General features: G+C 28.9%; 16 protein-coding genes. 4 read left to right on the top strand and 12 right to left on the bottom strand.

Features of this window, described 5'->3' with window-relative positions:
- Positions 1-79 precede the first annotated feature (79 nt).
- The 11 genes from ACKU3H_RS14785 to ACKU3H_RS14735 all read right to left on the bottom strand — a co-directional run bounded on the left by ACKU3H_RS14785 (position 80) and on the right by ACKU3H_RS14735 (position 12,648).
- Positions 80-1,807: an FMN-binding glutamate synthase family protein gene (locus ACKU3H_RS14785; RefSeq protein WP_320034641.1), complete on the bottom strand. Its 1,728-nt coding sequence runs from the start codon at positions 1,805-1,807 to the stop codon at positions 80-82.
- Positions 1,808-1,899: 92 nt separating this feature from the next.
- Positions 1,900-5,472: a bifunctional proline dehydrogenase/L-glutamate gamma-semialdehyde dehydrogenase gene (locus tag ACKU3H_RS14780; RefSeq protein WP_320034640.1), complete on the bottom strand. Its 3,573-nt coding sequence runs from the start codon at positions 5,470-5,472 to the stop codon at positions 1,900-1,902.
- A 136-nt stretch (positions 5,473-5,608) separates the two neighbouring features.
- Positions 5,609-6,331 (bottom strand): ABC transporter ATP-binding protein, encoded by a 723-nt coding sequence (locus ACKU3H_RS14775; protein WP_320034639.1) that lies wholly within the window; start codon positions 6,329-6,331, stop codon positions 5,609-5,611.
- The gene (locus tag ACKU3H_RS14770; RefSeq protein WP_320034638.1) at positions 6,331-7,113 is read right to left on the bottom strand and encodes an ABC transporter ATP-binding protein; all 783 of its coding nucleotides are present in this window, start codon (positions 7,111-7,113) and stop codon (positions 6,331-6,333) included. Before ACKU3H_RS14770 ends, ACKU3H_RS14775 begins: the two co-directional genes overlap by 1 nt.
- Positions 7,113-8,066: a branched-chain amino acid ABC transporter permease gene (locus tag ACKU3H_RS14765; protein WP_320034637.1), complete on the bottom strand. Its 954-nt coding sequence runs from the start codon at positions 8,064-8,066 to the stop codon at positions 7,113-7,115. The genes ACKU3H_RS14770 and ACKU3H_RS14765 overlap by 1 nt, the downstream gene beginning before the upstream one ends.
- Positions 8,066-8,968: a branched-chain amino acid ABC transporter permease gene (locus ACKU3H_RS14760; protein WP_320034636.1), complete on the bottom strand. Its 903-nt coding sequence runs from the start codon at positions 8,966-8,968 to the stop codon at positions 8,066-8,068. The genes ACKU3H_RS14765 and ACKU3H_RS14760 overlap by 1 nt, the downstream gene beginning before the upstream one ends.
- Positions 8,969-8,989: 21 nt before the next feature.
- Complete coding sequence (locus tag ACKU3H_RS14755) at positions 8,990-10,108, bottom strand: branched-chain amino acid ABC transporter substrate-binding protein (protein ID WP_320034635.1); 1,119 nt, start codon at positions 10,106-10,108, stop codon at positions 8,990-8,992.
- Between the two features lie 43 nt (positions 10,109-10,151).
- Positions 10,152-10,811, bottom strand: coding sequence for a hypothetical protein (locus ACKU3H_RS14750; RefSeq protein WP_320034634.1), 660 nt, complete (start codon positions 10,809-10,811; stop codon positions 10,152-10,154).
- The gene (locus tag ACKU3H_RS14745) at positions 10,811-11,044 is read right to left on the bottom strand and encodes a hypothetical protein (RefSeq protein ID WP_320034633.1); all 234 of its coding nucleotides are present in this window, start codon (positions 11,042-11,044) and stop codon (positions 10,811-10,813) included. Before ACKU3H_RS14745 ends, ACKU3H_RS14750 begins: the two co-directional genes overlap by 1 nt.
- Positions 11,045-11,298: 254 nt before the next feature.
- Positions 11,299-12,186: a DMT family transporter gene (locus ACKU3H_RS14740; protein ID WP_320034632.1), complete on the bottom strand. Its 888-nt coding sequence runs from the start codon at positions 12,184-12,186 to the stop codon at positions 11,299-11,301.
- Between the two features lie 45 nt (positions 12,187-12,231).
- Positions 12,232-12,648, bottom strand: coding sequence for an NUDIX hydrolase (locus ACKU3H_RS14735; RefSeq protein ID WP_320034631.1), 417 nt, complete (start codon positions 12,646-12,648; stop codon positions 12,232-12,234).
- A 102-nt stretch (positions 12,649-12,750) separates the two neighbouring features.
- On the opposite strand from ACKU3H_RS14735, the gene ACKU3H_RS14730 reads away from it, so the two are divergent.
- The 4 genes from ACKU3H_RS14730 to ACKU3H_RS14715 all read left to right on the top strand — a co-directional run bounded on the left by ACKU3H_RS14730 (position 12,751) and on the right by ACKU3H_RS14715 (position 16,573).
- A complete protein-coding gene (locus tag ACKU3H_RS14730) occupies positions 12,751-14,340 on the top strand; it encodes a PAS domain-containing sensor histidine kinase (protein WP_320034630.1) in 1,590 nt (529 codons plus the stop codon).
- Positions 14,333-14,872 (top strand): hypothetical protein, encoded by a 540-nt coding sequence (locus tag ACKU3H_RS14725; protein ID WP_320034629.1) that lies wholly within the window; start codon positions 14,333-14,335, stop codon positions 14,870-14,872. Before ACKU3H_RS14730 ends, ACKU3H_RS14725 begins: the two co-directional genes overlap by 8 nt.
- A gap of 86 nt (positions 14,873-14,958) precedes the next feature.
- The gene (locus tag ACKU3H_RS14720; RefSeq protein ID WP_324292201.1) at positions 14,959-15,753 is read left to right on the top strand and encodes an SPASM domain-containing protein; all 795 of its coding nucleotides are present in this window, start codon (positions 14,959-14,961) and stop codon (positions 15,751-15,753) included.
- A complete protein-coding gene (locus ACKU3H_RS14715) occupies positions 15,746-16,573 on the top strand; it encodes an EI24 domain-containing protein (RefSeq protein WP_320034627.1) in 828 nt (275 codons plus the stop codon). The genes ACKU3H_RS14720 and ACKU3H_RS14715 overlap by 8 nt, the downstream gene beginning before the upstream one ends.
- Here the strand turns inward: ACKU3H_RS14715 and ACKU3H_RS14710 are convergent.
- Complete coding sequence (locus tag ACKU3H_RS14710; protein WP_320034626.1) at positions 16,568-17,251, bottom strand: response regulator transcription factor; 684 nt, start codon at positions 17,249-17,251, stop codon at positions 16,568-16,570. The genes ACKU3H_RS14715 and ACKU3H_RS14710 overlap by 6 nt on opposite strands.
- Positions 17,252-17,283: the final 32 nt, after the last annotated feature.

Genomic DNA, 17,283 nt, shown 5'->3' with positions numbered 1-17,283 from the left:
CAAAATATTATAGTATTATTATTTTATAAAATCAACAGTTATATGTATAATTTGTAAAATAAGAAGAGAGTGATTCTTCTTATTTTATTGTATCTTTTGAGTCAGCATTTTCTGTATTTTGAAATACTCTTCTTTCAAAAACACTTTCAATATTGTCGTGAATAATTGAGTCTTTATCTAAAAATATCAATTTATCTTTATCTAATTCATTAATATTTTTTAATCCCATAACAGCGAGTAAACTTTTCATACTTTTTAAAATATTATTATGATAGTTTTTAATATAGTCTGAATGTTTTTTTACAAAATAGTGTTTTCTTTTTTTGATATCTTGTGTAGCCAAACCTACAGGACACTGATGTTTACCTGCTCCTGAACAATATCTAGCTCGAATACATCCAGCACTCATCATAAACCCTCTTGCTATTTGGATAAAATCTGCACCAATACATAAAGTAATAATTACATCATCTGGAGTTAATATTTTACCACTTGCTGAGATTTTTACTTTATCTCTAATACCATATTTTTTAAGTATTTTATCTACTAAATAAATGGCATCTCTTATATCCATTCCTATTCTTTCCATCATATCAAGGGGAGCTGTAGCACTTCCTCCACTACCACCATCAATAGAGATATAATCAGGATAAGATAATCCCAAATCAACTCTTCTTTTAATCTCTTTTGCAATTGGTTCAATATTTTCATTATCTGAAATTACTATTTTTATCCCTACTGGTTTTCCTGAAGCTTCTTGTAGTTTTGCAATGAAGTCAAATAATTCTTCATTTGTATTTGCATATGGAAATCTATTTGGAGAAAAAGCATCTTTAAATGGTTCAATATTTCTATAATGGGCAATTGCAGGAGTAACTTTTTTCCCAATTAGTTTTCCTCCTGTTTGTTTTGCCCCTTGGGCTATTTTTATCTCTGTCATACGACAAAAACGCATTTGCTTTTTATATCTTTCAATATCAAATTTACCATCTTTAGTTCTAACACCATATAATCCTGAGCTTATTTGTAAAATTACATCGGGCATATCTTCAGGTACATCTTCAGGAAAGTGTTCTAATGGTACATTCCAATCAGGTCTATAAAAACACTCTTTATCCATATTAAATACATAAGTATCAGCTTCAGGGTCTTTATAGAAAACCATTTTTCTATAAAAGTCTATTGCTACAGGTTTGTTAAATAGTAGTTTAAATAGTTTAAAAGAGCTTTCTTGAAAAGAGCTACCTTTTACCTCTTTCATATATTTTATGTCATAGTTATTGTGTGTAACAAAGAAGTTTGAAGTTAATCCACCTTCCCCTGAATTAATAGGAAAATCTCCCTCTTTTGCTCCATAAACAAAAGCTCTTGTTCCTTCAGGTGAAATAGAACCATCACTCATAGGACCTCTTCCTATAATAGAGTTTGAAACAAAAGGTTTTTCTCTTGTCTCTCCAAAAGTAACTATAAAGTCATTTTCAACTTCATCATCATTTAAAACAATATTAGTATGTTTTAACATTAATTTTGGCTTTTGAAGAGGTTGAGAAGGAGAAAAAGAAGCAAAATTTACTTTATCTCTTGCGGCACTATAAACCCACTCAAGTTTATCCATTGATTCATAAAACTTTTCATCACCAAAGTATTGCCTAAATGGTTCCCTAAACTCTTGAAAAACAAATCTTAATCTACCAATAATTGGATAATTAACCAAAATCTGATGTTTTCTTTGAACATACTTATCATGAACATACCAAGCAAAAATAAATATTGCTACACAAGCTAAAACTAAAACCCAAGTTTCCATTAAAAGTCCTGTAAAAAATTATATAATTGAAATATATCGTAGGAAAGTGACTAAATAGTAGTGATTTGTATAAAATAAGAAGGATTTCCTTCTTATTTTATACCTCTTGCACCAATGTTCCCATATCTATGGAAAGAGTGCGAGATTGATTGTTCAATGAAATAGTTAAGAAGCTCTAGTCTTCCCTCCATCATTGGTTTTTGTCTAACAATAAAAGTTAGAGTTTCTGAAGCTTTTTCAAACACTAAAGCTGGAACTTTTGCTAGGTTAGAGTAGATAACTTTATCATAGTTAGGAATTGATTGCATAAATTTATTATCATCTTCTTGCGCTAAAGTATCTCTTCCACTGAATAAATCAGTTTTATTCTCTTCAAGGAATGATTTTATTTCATCATTATTATTAATTGAAATTCTATAATGTACTCCTGAAATTTTAGCTGCTAAGATTCTTGAAACAACTTCAAAAATTGTATCATCACTTGATACTCTAATTAAAACATTTTTTAATGGTAAATATCTAAAGTGGTTGTCTTCACCTCTTACTTCACAATAATCTTTTGCTTTTGAAAACTCATTATCATAGTTTTCAAGATAAGATTGAAGTGCAACTTCTAACATCTCAAATTGCTCTTTGTTTGAACTGTTTTGTTTAACTCTTTGGATAAATCTAGTTAAATCAGTGTTGTAAGTTTTAGATACTTTTGGTGTAGAAACCTCTTCAAACTCAACAAACTGAGTGATGTAGTTAAATATACCAACTTTTCTACCTGCTCCAATTGCAGATTTACCCATTCCACCAAATGGTTGTCTTAAAACAATAGCACCAGTTGTTCCTCTATTTACATAAAGGTTACCAGCTTTTAGATTTGCTTTCCAGTATTCAACTTCTCTTTCATCAAGAGACTCAATACCTGAAGTTAACCCATATCCTGTTGAGTTTACAATATCAACAGCATGTTTTAAATCTTTTGCTTTCATTACAGCTAATACTGGACCAAAAAGCTCATTTTTATGAATAAAGTTTCCTTCTTCAACTCCCCATTTAATTGCAGGTTTTAACATATATGGATTTTCCCCTGCATATTCAGGAGCAACTAGCCACTCTTCATTTTTCTCTAATGAGTTGATTGCTTTTTCTAAGTTTCCTGATACAGGGTTTGCTAAAGTACCAATTCTATTTTTGAAATCCCAAACAGAACCAACACTCATAGATTTTGCAGTATCAATTAAAGCTTTTTTAAATGCTTCATCATTGTAAACTTCCTCTTCTAAAACTAAAAGTGAAGTTGCTGAACATTTTTGACCTGAGTTATTAAATGCACTTAAACAAATATTTTTAACAGCTTGTTCTCTATCTGCCATACTTGTTACGATAGTTGCATCTTTCCCACCAGTTTCAGCAGTTAAGAATAAGTCTGGTCTTGTTTTTAACATAGTTGCAGCTGTATCTTCACCACCAGTTAAGATTACAAAATCTACATCTTTGTTTGCTATTAAGTGTTCACCTGCAAGTGCACCTGGACAAGGAACAAATTGTAATACATTTTTAGAAACTCCAGCATCCCAGAAACATTTGCACATCTCATAAGCAGTTAGAGCTGCAACTGAAGCTGGTTTGATAATAACTGTATTACCAGCAGCTAATGTAGCAGCAACACCACCTAAAGGAATCGCAACAGGGAAGTTCCATGGTGGAACAACAACACCTACACCTTTTCCTTTGAACTTAAGGTTTTGATATTTTTCAAAGTAGTGAGCTGAATATGGATAAAACTCTAAGAAGTCAACTGCTTCAGAAACTTCAACATCAGTTTCAGTAAATACTTTACCAACTTCAGCAGCAGCAACACCTATTAAGTCATCTCTTCTTTCTCTAACTTTAATAGCTACTTGTTTTAATACAGCGTGTCTCTCTTCATGAGTTAAATCTCTCCACCCATCAACATCTGCTTTTGCTGTTTCAACTGCTTTTTTAAGATCATCAGCATTTGCAGTAGCAAATTTACCAGCAAGAACATTATCTTCTAATTGAGACTTATCAATTGCTTCCATTACTTTTCTATCTTCAGTAATCTCTTCTCCAGCAACAATAATAGGTTTGATATCATGGTTTGTATCTTTATCAAACTTCCATTTTTTTACAATAGTTTTTGCCCACTCTTGATTTGCAGGAAGTACGAAGTCTGTATCTGCTTCAGCATGGTACTCTTTTGTATCATAAGAAGTTGTTGTAAAATCTTCCCATTTTTCAGTTAGTCTATTTTGTTGTCTCTTTGCACCAACAAAAGATGTAGCTTCATGTTCAAATGATTTTAAAAATAAATCTTTTTGCATATTCCAATCTGGTGTTCCAACTTTTAGTCCAAATGAATATCTAATAAAGTTATCATCACCTGTATTTTCATCAAGTCTTCTAACTAAATAAGCAATTGCATTTGTAAACTGCTCTTTTGCAGCTGTTGGAGCATAAAGAATTACATTTTTAGAGATCTCTCTAATAGCTAATCTAGCTGCTTCACTCATACCTTCAAGCATCTCTAAAGTATGATATTCACTTGTACCATTTTCACTTGCTAATTGTGTAGCAAAAGCTAATTCAAATAGGTTGTGTGAAGCTGTACCTATATGCATAAATGGAGCATTTTCTGGAAGTAGGGCATATCTAGCCATTCTTTTATAATTTGAGTCTGTGTCACTTTTATCTGTATATGTAACCATCTCCCAGTGCTTTTGAGAAGCTTCTGTTTCTTCCATCTCCATATTAGCACCTTTCACAAGTCTAAACTTGATAGGGCTTCCACCATTTTCAACTCTTTTTTTAGCCCATTCACATAAATCTTTTTGCCAGTTAAATGAATCTGGAAGATAAGCTTGAAGAACTATACCCGCATAGAAGTCTTTAAACTCTTCTTGCTCTAAAGTCTTTTTAAACACAGCAACAGTAATAGCTAAATCTCTATACTCTTCCATATCAAGGTTTATAAATTTGTTTGATTTTGTTCCATCAGGAGCAATATATGGGTATTTTTTTGCTTGTTTATAGATTCTTGTTAGTTTTTTAACTAATACATCAACAGTATCTTCAAAATTTAGTGCATTTATTTGAGAATAGATAGTTGAAATCTTGATAGAGATATAATCAATATTTGGGTTTTTTAAAGCTTCAAGATATTTTTCAATTCTTTCTTCTGCTTCTTCTTCTCCTAGAACAACTTCCCCAATAAGGTTAATATTTATTCTAGTTCCCTCTTTTTTCCTCATTTCAAGGTGTTTATTAAAAGGCTCTTTTTCACCTTTTAGTACAACTGTTTTTGTATCATCTCTAATTTGGTCTATAAACATTGGAACAGATAAACCAGGAAGGTGTTTACCTATATTTTGGAATAACCATAAAAGCATTCTATCTTTTGTTGTAAAGAAATGTGCCATTCCGTGTTTTTCTAATAAAAAGCAGATTTGGTCTGCAACTCTTGCGTAAGAATCACATCTAAAAGATTGGTCCATAAGCTCTATTAAAAGAGCTTTGTCTTTTGGATGTTCTAGCATTTTGTTCATTTTCACATAGAACTCTCTGTCAAAGTCACTTACAAGTTCAGTTGCTCTGTTTTGCCATTTTTCTGCTAATTCAATTGCTGATTGAATAATAGTTTCTTCATTTTTCATATGCTTTCCTCTTAAAATTTATCAAAGTTTAATCAAATTTTAAGTAGCTTTAAGCGCACGCTTTTAAATGTGCTTTAAGAGGGGTGTACCGCCAAGTAAAACCCCTCTAGCTACTTGATATTTTTCTTCTTTTTAATTAATGTTTTTTCCCTAGATATGCTTCTTGAATTGTTTTTGAATTTAACAACTCTTCAGCTGTACCTTCATGGGTAATTTTTCCTACTTCCAAAACATATGCTCTATCAGCTAGTTTTAGAGCTGCTTTAGCATTTTGTTCAACTAGCAATACTGTAACACCACTTAATGCAATCTCTTTTACTGCTTTAAAAATTGCTTTAATTAAAATTGGTGCAAGTCCTAATGAAGGCTCGTCCAAAATTAATAGTTTTGGTTTACTCATAATTGCTCTACCAATTGCAAGCATTTGTTGCTCACCACCAGATAATGTTCCTGCTAACTGTTTTCTCCTCTCCTTTAATCTTGGTAAAATGTCATAAATCCATTCTAAAGTCTCTTTATCATGGTCTTTTAGTGTATAAGCACCCATCATAAGGTTTTCTTCAACTGTTAAAGTTCCAAAAACTCTTCTTCCTTCAGGAGAATGTGACATACCTAAAGATACAATATCGTGTGCTTCTGTTTTAGTAATATCATTTTTATCAAAAATAATATGCCCAGATTTTGATTTTAGAAGCCCAGAAATTGTTCTAAGTGTTGTAGTTTTACCAGCACCATTTGCACCAAGTATTGTTACAACTTCACCTTTTTTTACATAAAGTGAGATACCTTTAATTGCAGCAATAGCTCCGTAACTTACTTCTAAATCTTTTACTTCTAAAAGAATTTCATTATTTACCATTACTGCTCCTCATCTTCATCGTCATCTGAACCAATATAAGCTTCAATAACTCTTGGGTCATCTTGAACAAAACTTGGCTCACCTTGAGAAATCTCTTTCCCAAAATTGATTACAGTGATATAGTCAGTTAAGTTCATAACCATCTCCATATCATGCTCAATCATCATAATCCCAATATCCATTTTACTGATACTTCTGATTATCTCTGTTAACTCTTTTGTTTCGTTTTCATTTAATCCCGCTGCTGGTTCATCTAAGATTAAAAGTTCTGGATTAGCTGCAAGAGCTCTTGCCATCTCAACTTTTCTTTGATTTCCATAAGATAAATCTCCAGTTGGGTGAGTAGCTAAATGACTTAGATTAAAAAACTTCATTAACTCTTCAACTTTTTTCCAAGCTGCTCTTTCATCTTTTTTGTATGCAGGTGTGTGAATAATTGCGTGATACCATTTTTGTTTTGATTTTGTATGATATCCAGCCATGATATTTTCAGCTACACTCATCTCTTTAAACAATCTGATATTTTGAAATGTTCTTAGAACACCTCTTTGTGCAATCAAATGTGGTTGCATACCTGTGATGTTTTCACCTTTATATTTAATAGTTCCCTCTTCAGGAGTATAAATACCAGTTACGCAGTTGAATAGTGTAGTTTTACCTGCACCATTTGGACCAATGATTCCATAAATTTGACCAGGTTTAACTTTGATTGTTAAATCATCAATTGCAACTAAACCATGAAAAAATTTAGATACATTTTCTATTTCTAAAACATATTTCATTATTTAGCTCCCTCTTTTGGTCTTAAAAATTTTGGAATATTTCCAAATTTTGCTGGCCATACACCATTTGGTCTAAGAACCATTGTAAGAACCATAGCTGCACCAAAAATTAAATATCTTGATTCTTTAAACTCTGTAAATAGTTCTGGTAATACAAACATCACAAATGTTCCAATAATTACACCAGGAAGTGATGCAGAACCACCAACAAGTACAATTGCAAAGAACATAACTGATTGCATAAAGTTAAAAGATTCAGGTGAAACAGCTGAATATTGAACTGCAAAAATAGAACCTGCAGCACCTGCAATAGCAGCACCTAAAGCAAATGCAAATAGTTTGTAGTAAGGGATATTAATACCCATTGATTTTGCGGCAATCTCATCTTTGTTGATATAGTATAAAGCTCTACCATATCTTGAATTATCAAGATTTCTAATTATTAATAGTGTAATAATTAAAAGCCCATATGCCATATAATAAATTGCAGTATCTGACCATAATTCATATCCAAAGATTCTAACTACATCAATACCAAAAATACCATTTGGTCCACCTGTTAATCCAAAAATATCATTTTTTAAAACTTGTTCAAAAATAATATTAAATCCAATAGTTGCAACTAATAAATAGTCACCTCTTAAGTGGATAATTGGGCCAGCTAATAAAATAGCAATAATAACAGGGAAAATGATTGCAAAAGGAAGTGTTTCAATTATTTCAAATCCAAATTGTACATTTAAGATTGCAGTTGTATATGCTCCAATACCAAAGAAAATTGCATGTCCCATATTAAATACACCAGCACGACCAAGAATAATATCTTGTGAAAATGCAACTGTAGCAAATACTAAAAATGTAATACCAATTGATAACCAAGCAGAGTCAACTAAAAACGGAAAAATTGCCATCACTGCGATAAAAAGAGCAGCTATTATAGTAGTTCTATTCATTATACTTTCTCCGCTGTTTTTTCACCAAGTAATCCAGTTGGTCTTACTATTAGAATAATGATAAGCAAGATAAATGTAAATGTCTCTGCCCATTCTGTTGAGATATATCCTGCAATTAGTGCATTAAATAATCCTAGTAAAAGTCCACCTAACATTGCTCCTGGAATTGAACCAATTCCACCAATAATTGCTGCAATGAAAGCATTTAATCCATAAAGCCATCCCATATCAAATGTTAAAGCTCTATAATAAAGTCCAATAAATAAACCACCAATAGCTCCAAGCATTGAACCTATGATGAAGATTATCATTACAACTTTGTTTACATTGATTCCCATAAGTTTAGCTGCATCTTGATCTATTGCAGTTGCTCTAATTGCAGTTCCCATTTTCGTTTTATTAATAAAAAAGAAAAGTGCAATCATCAATACAGCAGAAAGTATTAAAATACAAACTTGAGTAAATGTAATAATCACACCACCTAAATTCCAAGTTGTATTTGGTAATAAGTCAGCTGGGAAAATCAACATATTTGGTCCCCAAATTAACATTATTCCATTTTGAATTACTAAAGCTGCTCCTAAAGCAGAAACTACAGCACTAAGTCTTGGTGCCGTTCTTAAAGGTCTATATGCTAGGCGCTCAAGAAGGACACCAACAAAAGCTACAATAATTGCAGTAAGTAAAAATATAATAATAATATTAATGAAAGAAGATGCACTACTTCCAAAAAATTGAGTAAATATTGTAAGCCCCACATAAGCTGAAAAGGCTACAAGGTCTCCATGGGCGAAGTTGATTAACTTCATTACCCCATAGACCATTGTATAACCTAAAGCAACTAATGCATATAGACTTCCTATAGTTAATCCATTAATTAACTGTTGAAGAAAAATATCCATATTACCTCTTTGTTTTATTTATTATTGACCAACAACGTCTTTTGTACCGTTATTATTTAGTTTATATACTACGAATTTAGCTCCAACTCTTTCACCATCTTCTCTAATGTTAAATGGTCCAGTAATACCTGGGAAGTCTTTCATATCGTTTCTAATATAATCAGAGATTGTTTTAGTATCAAATGATTTTGTTTCTTCAACTGCTGCCATAATTGCTCTTAAACCATCAGCATTTGTAACAGGCCAAATTGAAGGAGGGTTAATTCCAAACTCTTTTTTATATGCTGCAAGATATTTTTTCGCTTCTTCATAAGGTAAAATTTCTGGAGTAGGGAAGTTAATAATAACAGTTCCTTCAGATGCTTTACCAGCTAATTTATAGAAATCTGGGTTATCATTTGAATCCCCACCAACGAAATCAGCATTAATACCTAATTGAATTTGTTGTGCTCTTAAAAGACCACCATCTGTATAATAACCTGAGTAGTAGATTACATCTGGATTCATAGCTTTAATTTTTGTTAAAACTGCTGTAAAGTTTTGAGTTCCTGATTTAATTTTACCTCTGAAAATTACATTTCCACCAATTTTTTTAATAGATTCTTCAGTAGCTGTACCTAATCCATCAGAGTATGAAGAGTAATCAGATAAAACAACAATTCTTTCATATTTTTTTTGATTTACAAAGTAATCTGCTGTAAAGTCACTTTGTGAAGAGTTTGGAAATGAGTTTCTAAAAAAAGTCCAATATTTTTTCTCAATTAATGAATCACTTGTACCATCACTAGTTTGTAATACTTTATTTCTATAATATGTAGTTTGAGCAGCTTCTGTTGCTCCTGATGTATATGAACCAATTACAGCTATAACTCCTGCATTTACTAGTTTTTTTGCACAAACAGCTGCTTTTTGAGCTTTTGCTTCGTCATCGCAAGTTACAACTTCTAGTTTTTTACCTAAAAGTCCACCTTGGGCATTTTTTTCATTTACTAATAATTTTACAAAATTATCAATACTTTGACCTTCATTTGCATATTTACCTGTAATAGGTGCTTGTACACCAATCTTAACAACATCACTTGCTAATAGTGAGCAAGTTACAATTCCACTTAAAGCTAATGCTTTTACAATTTTTTTCATATTTTAACTCCTTAAATTTTGTCCTACTTTTTTGTCCTAAAGATTATAACGATGGCTCAATGATGTAACATCCTATACACCATTCTCCAACTTTTTCAATTTTCTTTATTTTCCCTCCTTTAAAAGTTGATTTAAGATTATTAAATTTTGAAACTATATTATCAAAAGATTCTATTATTGCATCAAGTCTAACTTGAGCTTTTTTTCTTGCACTACTAGATATATCTAAATAAAATCCAAAAATAGCATAATCTAAAGTTGTATCATTTAGATTATCTTTTTGAAGTATTTTACACATTAGTTCTATATCATCTAAATACTCTTGTTGAACATTTCTAACACCATTTTTTAAAGACATAATCACTTTAGAAATTGAGTCATTATCACTTTTATGTTCAAATCTTTCATCTAAAGTTATACTTAGATTTCTATCCATGATATAATTTTCTCTCATAAATTCTCTAAATGCACCTCTGTTTGACAATGAACATCTTAAGATATCTGAAACTGTTGCATCAATGAATATTTCTGGTGCAGCATCTAATTTTGCAATCTCTTGTGCTACATGAATAGATAAAAATTTTGGTGGGGCATAAGATAAATATAATTCATCTGCTGTCCAGAAAGAGTAGTTGTTTTTTGCATTTTCAATACCCGTTAAAACCGCATCAATTACTGCTTCTTTTTTTGGAAAAATATTCATTAATCTATCTCCACGTAGTTTTCATCAACTTCTTCTAATATGCCACTTTCAAAAAGTATATCTTCAATTAGTCTATTTTTAGATATATTTAAATCTTTACTTAAAATGATTAAGGCATCATCTAAACGACTATCAATTTTAATAGTAAGTTGAGATATCTCTTTTTTCTTACCTTTAACATGTTTACTAATAACTTTCTGAATTACAGATCTTTTATTTTTTAGTTTAGCCAATGATTTAATCCCTATAAAGTTTTTTTAGTAATACTTTTTGTACTACCTTTTGAAACTTAGAAAATTATTTCATATAAAAACTTTGTTGAAACTTAATTTTTTACTCTCATTTTGTATAATTATTATGCAATAATTAAAAAAAACTGTATACTTGCACAATTATAGTACCTATGAAAAAATAAGTCAAAAAAAATAAATTTCTAAATAGTTTTTTATAAATTGTATTTATGTGTCATAAAGTAACAAAAAAGCTATTAAGAAAACTTATTTTTTAATTGTTGAATTATTAGTCCTAATATTATAGTTATAAGACCAAATAGTGTTGAGTAATATATCTCTTCCCCTAAAAGTAGGTGAATAAATATTAAAGATAAAAAAGGTGATATAAAAATCAAATTTGCAATTTTTGAAGTAGATTGGGCATGTTTCATGGCATTTAGCCAAAAAAGAAATGTTATTCCCATCTCAAAAAAACCTACATAAATAGCTGCGAAAAGCCCTTTTAATTCAGTCACTTCTTGTAATGTGCCAGTAAAATATCCATATAGGCCAATAATAGGAACAGAAATTATAAAGTTAGAAAATACACCAATTATAGGTTCAACTTTGTTTTTTGTATTTATTATCCAATACATAGACCATAAGACTGTAGAAAATAAAGCTAAGAATACACCATTTAAATTTGAGAAATTTAAACTAAAAGGTTCACCTTTTGTTGCAATAATTAAAACACCAAAATAACAGATTATCCCAGCAACTATATCATTTATAGTTAATTTTTGTTTTAAAAAAATTACAGAAAGAAAAGTCAACATCAATGCCCAAGTATAATTTATCACTTGTGCTTCTTGGGCTGGAAGTGCATCATATGCTTGAAATAATACTAAATAATAAAGAAAAGGATTGATTAATGCTAAAAGTAACACTAGTTTCAAGTTATTTTTAATATAAAAAATCACATCTTTTATTTGTTTATTTAAAACAATTATAAAGAACAATATAAACATAGAAGATACAGATGCATAAAAAAGCAGAGTTATTGGATTTAAAGTTAAAAGTGCAATTTTAAATACAGCTGCAACTGTAGACCAAAAAAAAACTGCTATAAGTGCATACTTGTATGCTTTATTTTGTGATTTCATAAAATACCTTTTAAAAGGTGAATTTTAATCAATAATCTTTAATATTTATTTAATATGATTATTTTTTAGATAATCCTCAACAATTTTTCTATGGTCAAATACTAGTTTTTCTAAAGGGATTTCATCTCTTTTATAAACAAAAACCTCTTTTGCATCATCACAAGCTTTTGGAGTCCCTTTTGCTTTGCATACATATACAGCAGATACAGTATGAAATCTAGGGTCTCTGTTTGGATCAGAATAAATATTTTGAAGTTTAATAATTTTAACATCTAAAGAGGTTTCCTCTTTCATCTCTCTTATTAAAGCATCTTCTACTTTTTCTCCAATATCTACAAAACCTCCAGGTAATGCCATACCATGGGGTTCATTAACTCTTTCTATTAAAACTATGCCTAAAAATTTGTTTTCATCATAAAGTTCAATAATTCCATCAGTTGATAAAAAAGGGGTCTTAATCATAAAAATACCTTTGTTTAGATGTTTTATAATAGCAATATTTAACTATTTTTAATTTTAAGTTAAATAAAATCACTTTCAAATTAGAGAAAAGATATTTTTATAATGACCAATTTTTTAGAAAAAAATAGTAATGAAATTTTAAAATCTTCAGTTGCCCAATCAAATCAAGCAATATACTGGATAGATAAAGAAGGAAATTTTGTATTTGCAAATGATACTGCTTTAGAGTGTTTAGGTTATAGTTTAGAAGAGTTATTAACATTGAAACTTTGGGATGTAGATGTAAAAGTTGATACTAAAGATAAATACTTAAATGCCTTAGATAGTTTTAAACAAAGTGAGATTGCAGGATCAAATATTATTGAAACTTCCCATAGAAAAAAATCAGGAGAACATTTTCCTGTAGAAGTTGTCTCAAAATTTAAAGTTATTGATTCAAAAGAGTACGTTATATCTTATTCAAAAGATATTACTAATAGATTAGAAAGAACAGAAAAAATAAACTTATATTTTGAATTGATTAATTCTTCAAGTGATATGATTTTTTTAATTAATAAAGAAAATGAGATGATTGAGTTTGCAAATGAAAAGGTTTGTAAAAATTTAGGTTATAGTTTAGAAGAGTTAAAAAGTAAAAAAATCAGTGAAATTAGAAGACCTTTTGAGGGAAGCCAAAAAATACAAATAGCTGAAATTTTTAGAAAGTTAGAAGATAAAAAAAGTTTAATTACCTTTGGTATTTATATGGCTAAAGATGGAACTGAAATACCAGTTGAAAGCTCTTTACATCTAAAAAACTATTTAGATACAGATTTTGTTACAGCAATCTCAAGAGATATTAGAGAGAGAATCGAGATAGAAAAAGAGAAAGAGGAATTAAATACAAAATTAAAAGAGTACAATAGAACACTACAACAAGAGATCTCAAAAGCCAAAAAAGAGTTGATTGAATATGAAACAATGATGAAAAAACAATCAAAAATGGCTGCAATGGGTGAGATGATAGAAAACATTGCCCATCAATGGAGACAACCTTTATCTGCAGTTTCAGTACTTTCTAGTGGCATGATTTTACAAAATGAACAAGGTGTTTTAGATAAAGAACTGTTAAGTTCTGGATTAAATACAATACATGACCAAGTTCAATATTTATCAAAAACAATTGATGATTTTAGAAACTTTTTTAAACCAGATAAAGAGAAAAATCTTTTTGAAATTAGAGACTTAATTCAAAGTGCTATAAAACTTATTAAATCACGTTATAATCAACTTTCAATAATTTTTACTTTGGATATAGAAGATATGAAACTATTTACTTATGAAAATGAATTTCTTCAAGTGCTATTAAATATCTTAAGTAATGCTGTTGATGAGTTGATAAAAAATAAAAATAAGAAGATAATAGCTATTCAATTTCATGCAAACAAAAATTTTATTATTTTAGAAGTAAAAGATAGTGGTGGTGGAATTAGTGAAAAAATTATTGATAGAATATTTGAGCCATATTTTACAACAAAACACAGATATCATGGTACAGGAATAGGTCTTTATATGTCAAATAATATAGTTAAACATTTAAATGGACAAATTGATGTTACAAATGATATATTAGAATATGAAAATAAAACCTATAAAGGTGCATGTTTTAGTATAAAATTACCTCTAGATACAAAAAGGGAAATAGATGAATGATAGATTACATGAAATTTTAGCTCAAGTTAGTATGATACACAAAACTTTACTTGATGATGATAAGATTGAAGATGTTGAATATGTTTTGGAGTATATAGAAAACTTTGAAGATGATGTAAAGGAACATTATTTAAAACTTCTTTTACAATACTATTTCCAAAAAAATAGTATATTAAATTTTAAAGAGGTTCTTTTATTGGGTTATAAATTTGATTTAAGAATGGATGATATTAAACATGCTTTTTTAAATATTAAGTCAAATGAAGAAAATGTAATTGAGTTTTTAGAAGACAATGTTGTGTTTTTTAAAGACACAAATTATGAAGAACCTTTAAAAGCTATATATGAGTATTATAACAATAGTGATGAGGATTTAAAAGTTGCTTTAGAACAAAGTTTAGAATTACTTAGAAGAAACAGGTATATTTGTGCATATGCTTATAAAAATAGAGCTGAAGAGTTTGCACAATTTTTTATAAATGAAGATTTATTGGAGTCTTTAAAACGAGACTTACCATACCTTCTTAAATAGGATTTATTATAAAAAAATTTAGAAAAGTACATATTGAAATAACAAATATATGTAATCTAAAATGTAGTTTTTGTCCACCCAAAACATTGCCTAATAAAACAATGTCTTTAGAAAATTTTAAAAATATAAATATGCAGTTAGAGGGTATAACTAAAGAGTTAGCATATCATATTGTAGGAGATCCTTTAGTTTTAGGAAATCTTGAAAAATATTTAGATATCAGCTTTGATTCAAATCTGAAAGTTAATATAACAACAACTGCAAATAATTTAAATAAAAACCACTTTAACACTTTGATGCACAATGCTATAAAGCAGATAAATTTTTCTATAAACTCTTATAATGCCAATTCTCATAAAAAAAGTTTAGATGAGTATTTAGTACCAATTTTAGATTTTTTAGATTATGCAATCAGTAAAAAACAACACTTTTTTATAAATTTACGGATTTGGAATTTAGATGATTCAAAAAGTGCAAAAGAGTTTAATAAAAATGTTTTTGAAAAAGTAAATGAAAGGTTTTGTTTAAATCTTGATATTGATGAGATATATAAAAATAGACCTAAAAATATAAAAATAGCTAGAATGGTGTTTTTTAATTTTGATGATTATTTCCAATGGCCGGATTTAAACAACGATTTTATCTCTGATACGGGGAAATGTTATGGTTTGGATTCCCATTTTGGGATTTTAAGTAGTGGGGATGTTGTTCCTTGTTGTTTGGACAAGGATGGTATAATCAACTTAGGTAATGTAAATAATGATAAAATATCAGATATTTTAGATACTAAAAGAGTTAAAGATATTCAAAATGGATTTAAAAATGGCAAAGTTATAGAAGAGTTTTGCCAAAAATGTGATTATAGGAGAAGGTTTGATTAATAAAGATAAAAATTTGTTAGAGGGTGAAATTATAGCTTTAAGTATAAAAGATTTTTTTACAAAACCTATGCTTAAAATAGCAATTTTACCTTTGATATTTACGCTAATTATTATGCTTATAATGTTTTATACGGCAGCAGGTTATGGTTTTGATTCTTTAGAGATTTATATTCAGCAAACACAAAATGGTCAAGATGTGATGGTCGATGAAGAAGCGCCTTTTTATTTTGTTTGGATGATTTCTTTATCTGCATTTTTGTTGAAGTATTCTATTACATCATGGTTGGTTGGTTTTCTAATTTATACAGTTGGAACAATTTTTATTATGATGTTTTCTGTTTTCCTTACAGTTATTATTATTGGTTTTTTAACTCCAATGATTTTAAGTGTAATTCATAAAAGACATTATCCCCATTTAGAGATAAATGGTTTTGGTTCCCTTTTAAGTCCAATATTTATAGCCGTTAAGAGTTTAATTATAATGGTTCTGCTTTTTATACTTTTTATCCCTTTATATTTTATCCCTTTAGTAAATATCATAGCTATTAATTTACCTTTTTACTATTTCTTTCATAAGATGTTAAATTATGATGTTGCTTCAACTATTTTAACAGAAGAGCAATATAAATATATACATTATAAAAAGGCTAATAGTTTTAGAATGAGATCATTGTTATTATATTTTTTATCAATGATTCCCTCATTAATGCTTTTTTCTGCTGTATTTTTTATAATATATTTAGGACATGGATATTTTCAAGAGTTAAATAAAATAAGAGATATTAAAGATGATAATAATTTAATTGAACAGGAATTATAGAACTAATCTATATCCTGTTCCTTGTACATTTCTAAGTACATCATTTGGTAGTTTTTTTCTAAAGTTTTTAATAAATAGTCTCATAGCATTTGGAGTCATAATATTGTCTTCATTCCAAATTACATTTTCCATCTCTTCATAGGTTATAATTCTATTTTTCTTGATTAGTAGTTTTAAAAATTGATTCTCTTTTTTTGTTAATTTAAACTCTGTATTTTCATTTTGAATTATAGATTTACTCGCATCAAAAAGCCAGCCTTCTTTTAAATTAAAGATTTTTGAATCATCATAACTTTTAATAAATGCTTCGAATGCTGCATCAAGTTTATCTTCTGTAATGGGTTTAATAATATATTTTACAAGATGAAGTTCAGTTGCATCTAACATATAGTTTAAATCAGTGTGTGCAGAAGTTATAATAACTCTTACTTTACTATCTCTTTTTCTAATTCTTTTAATTAAATCAATTCCTGTTTCATTTGGCATTTTAATATCTGTTATGATTAAATCTGGTTTATTAGATTCATACATATTAAATGCTTCTTTTGCATTTTTAGCAAGAAATGTTTTTTTAAAAAGATGTCTTAATATCTCATATATATTGTTTCTGATTCCCTCTTCATCTTCCACATAAAGAACAGAAAAGCTACTAAGTTTTGATATTATTGTTTTATCCATACAAAGCCTTATTAATAAAGATAGTGGTATCA

The sequence above is a fragment of the Halarcobacter sp. genome, assembly GCF_963675975.1.
Classification (GTDB): domain Bacteria; phylum Campylobacterota; class Campylobacteria; order Campylobacterales; family Arcobacteraceae; genus Halarcobacter.
This window is presented reverse-complemented; position numbering and strand designations above follow the sequence as displayed.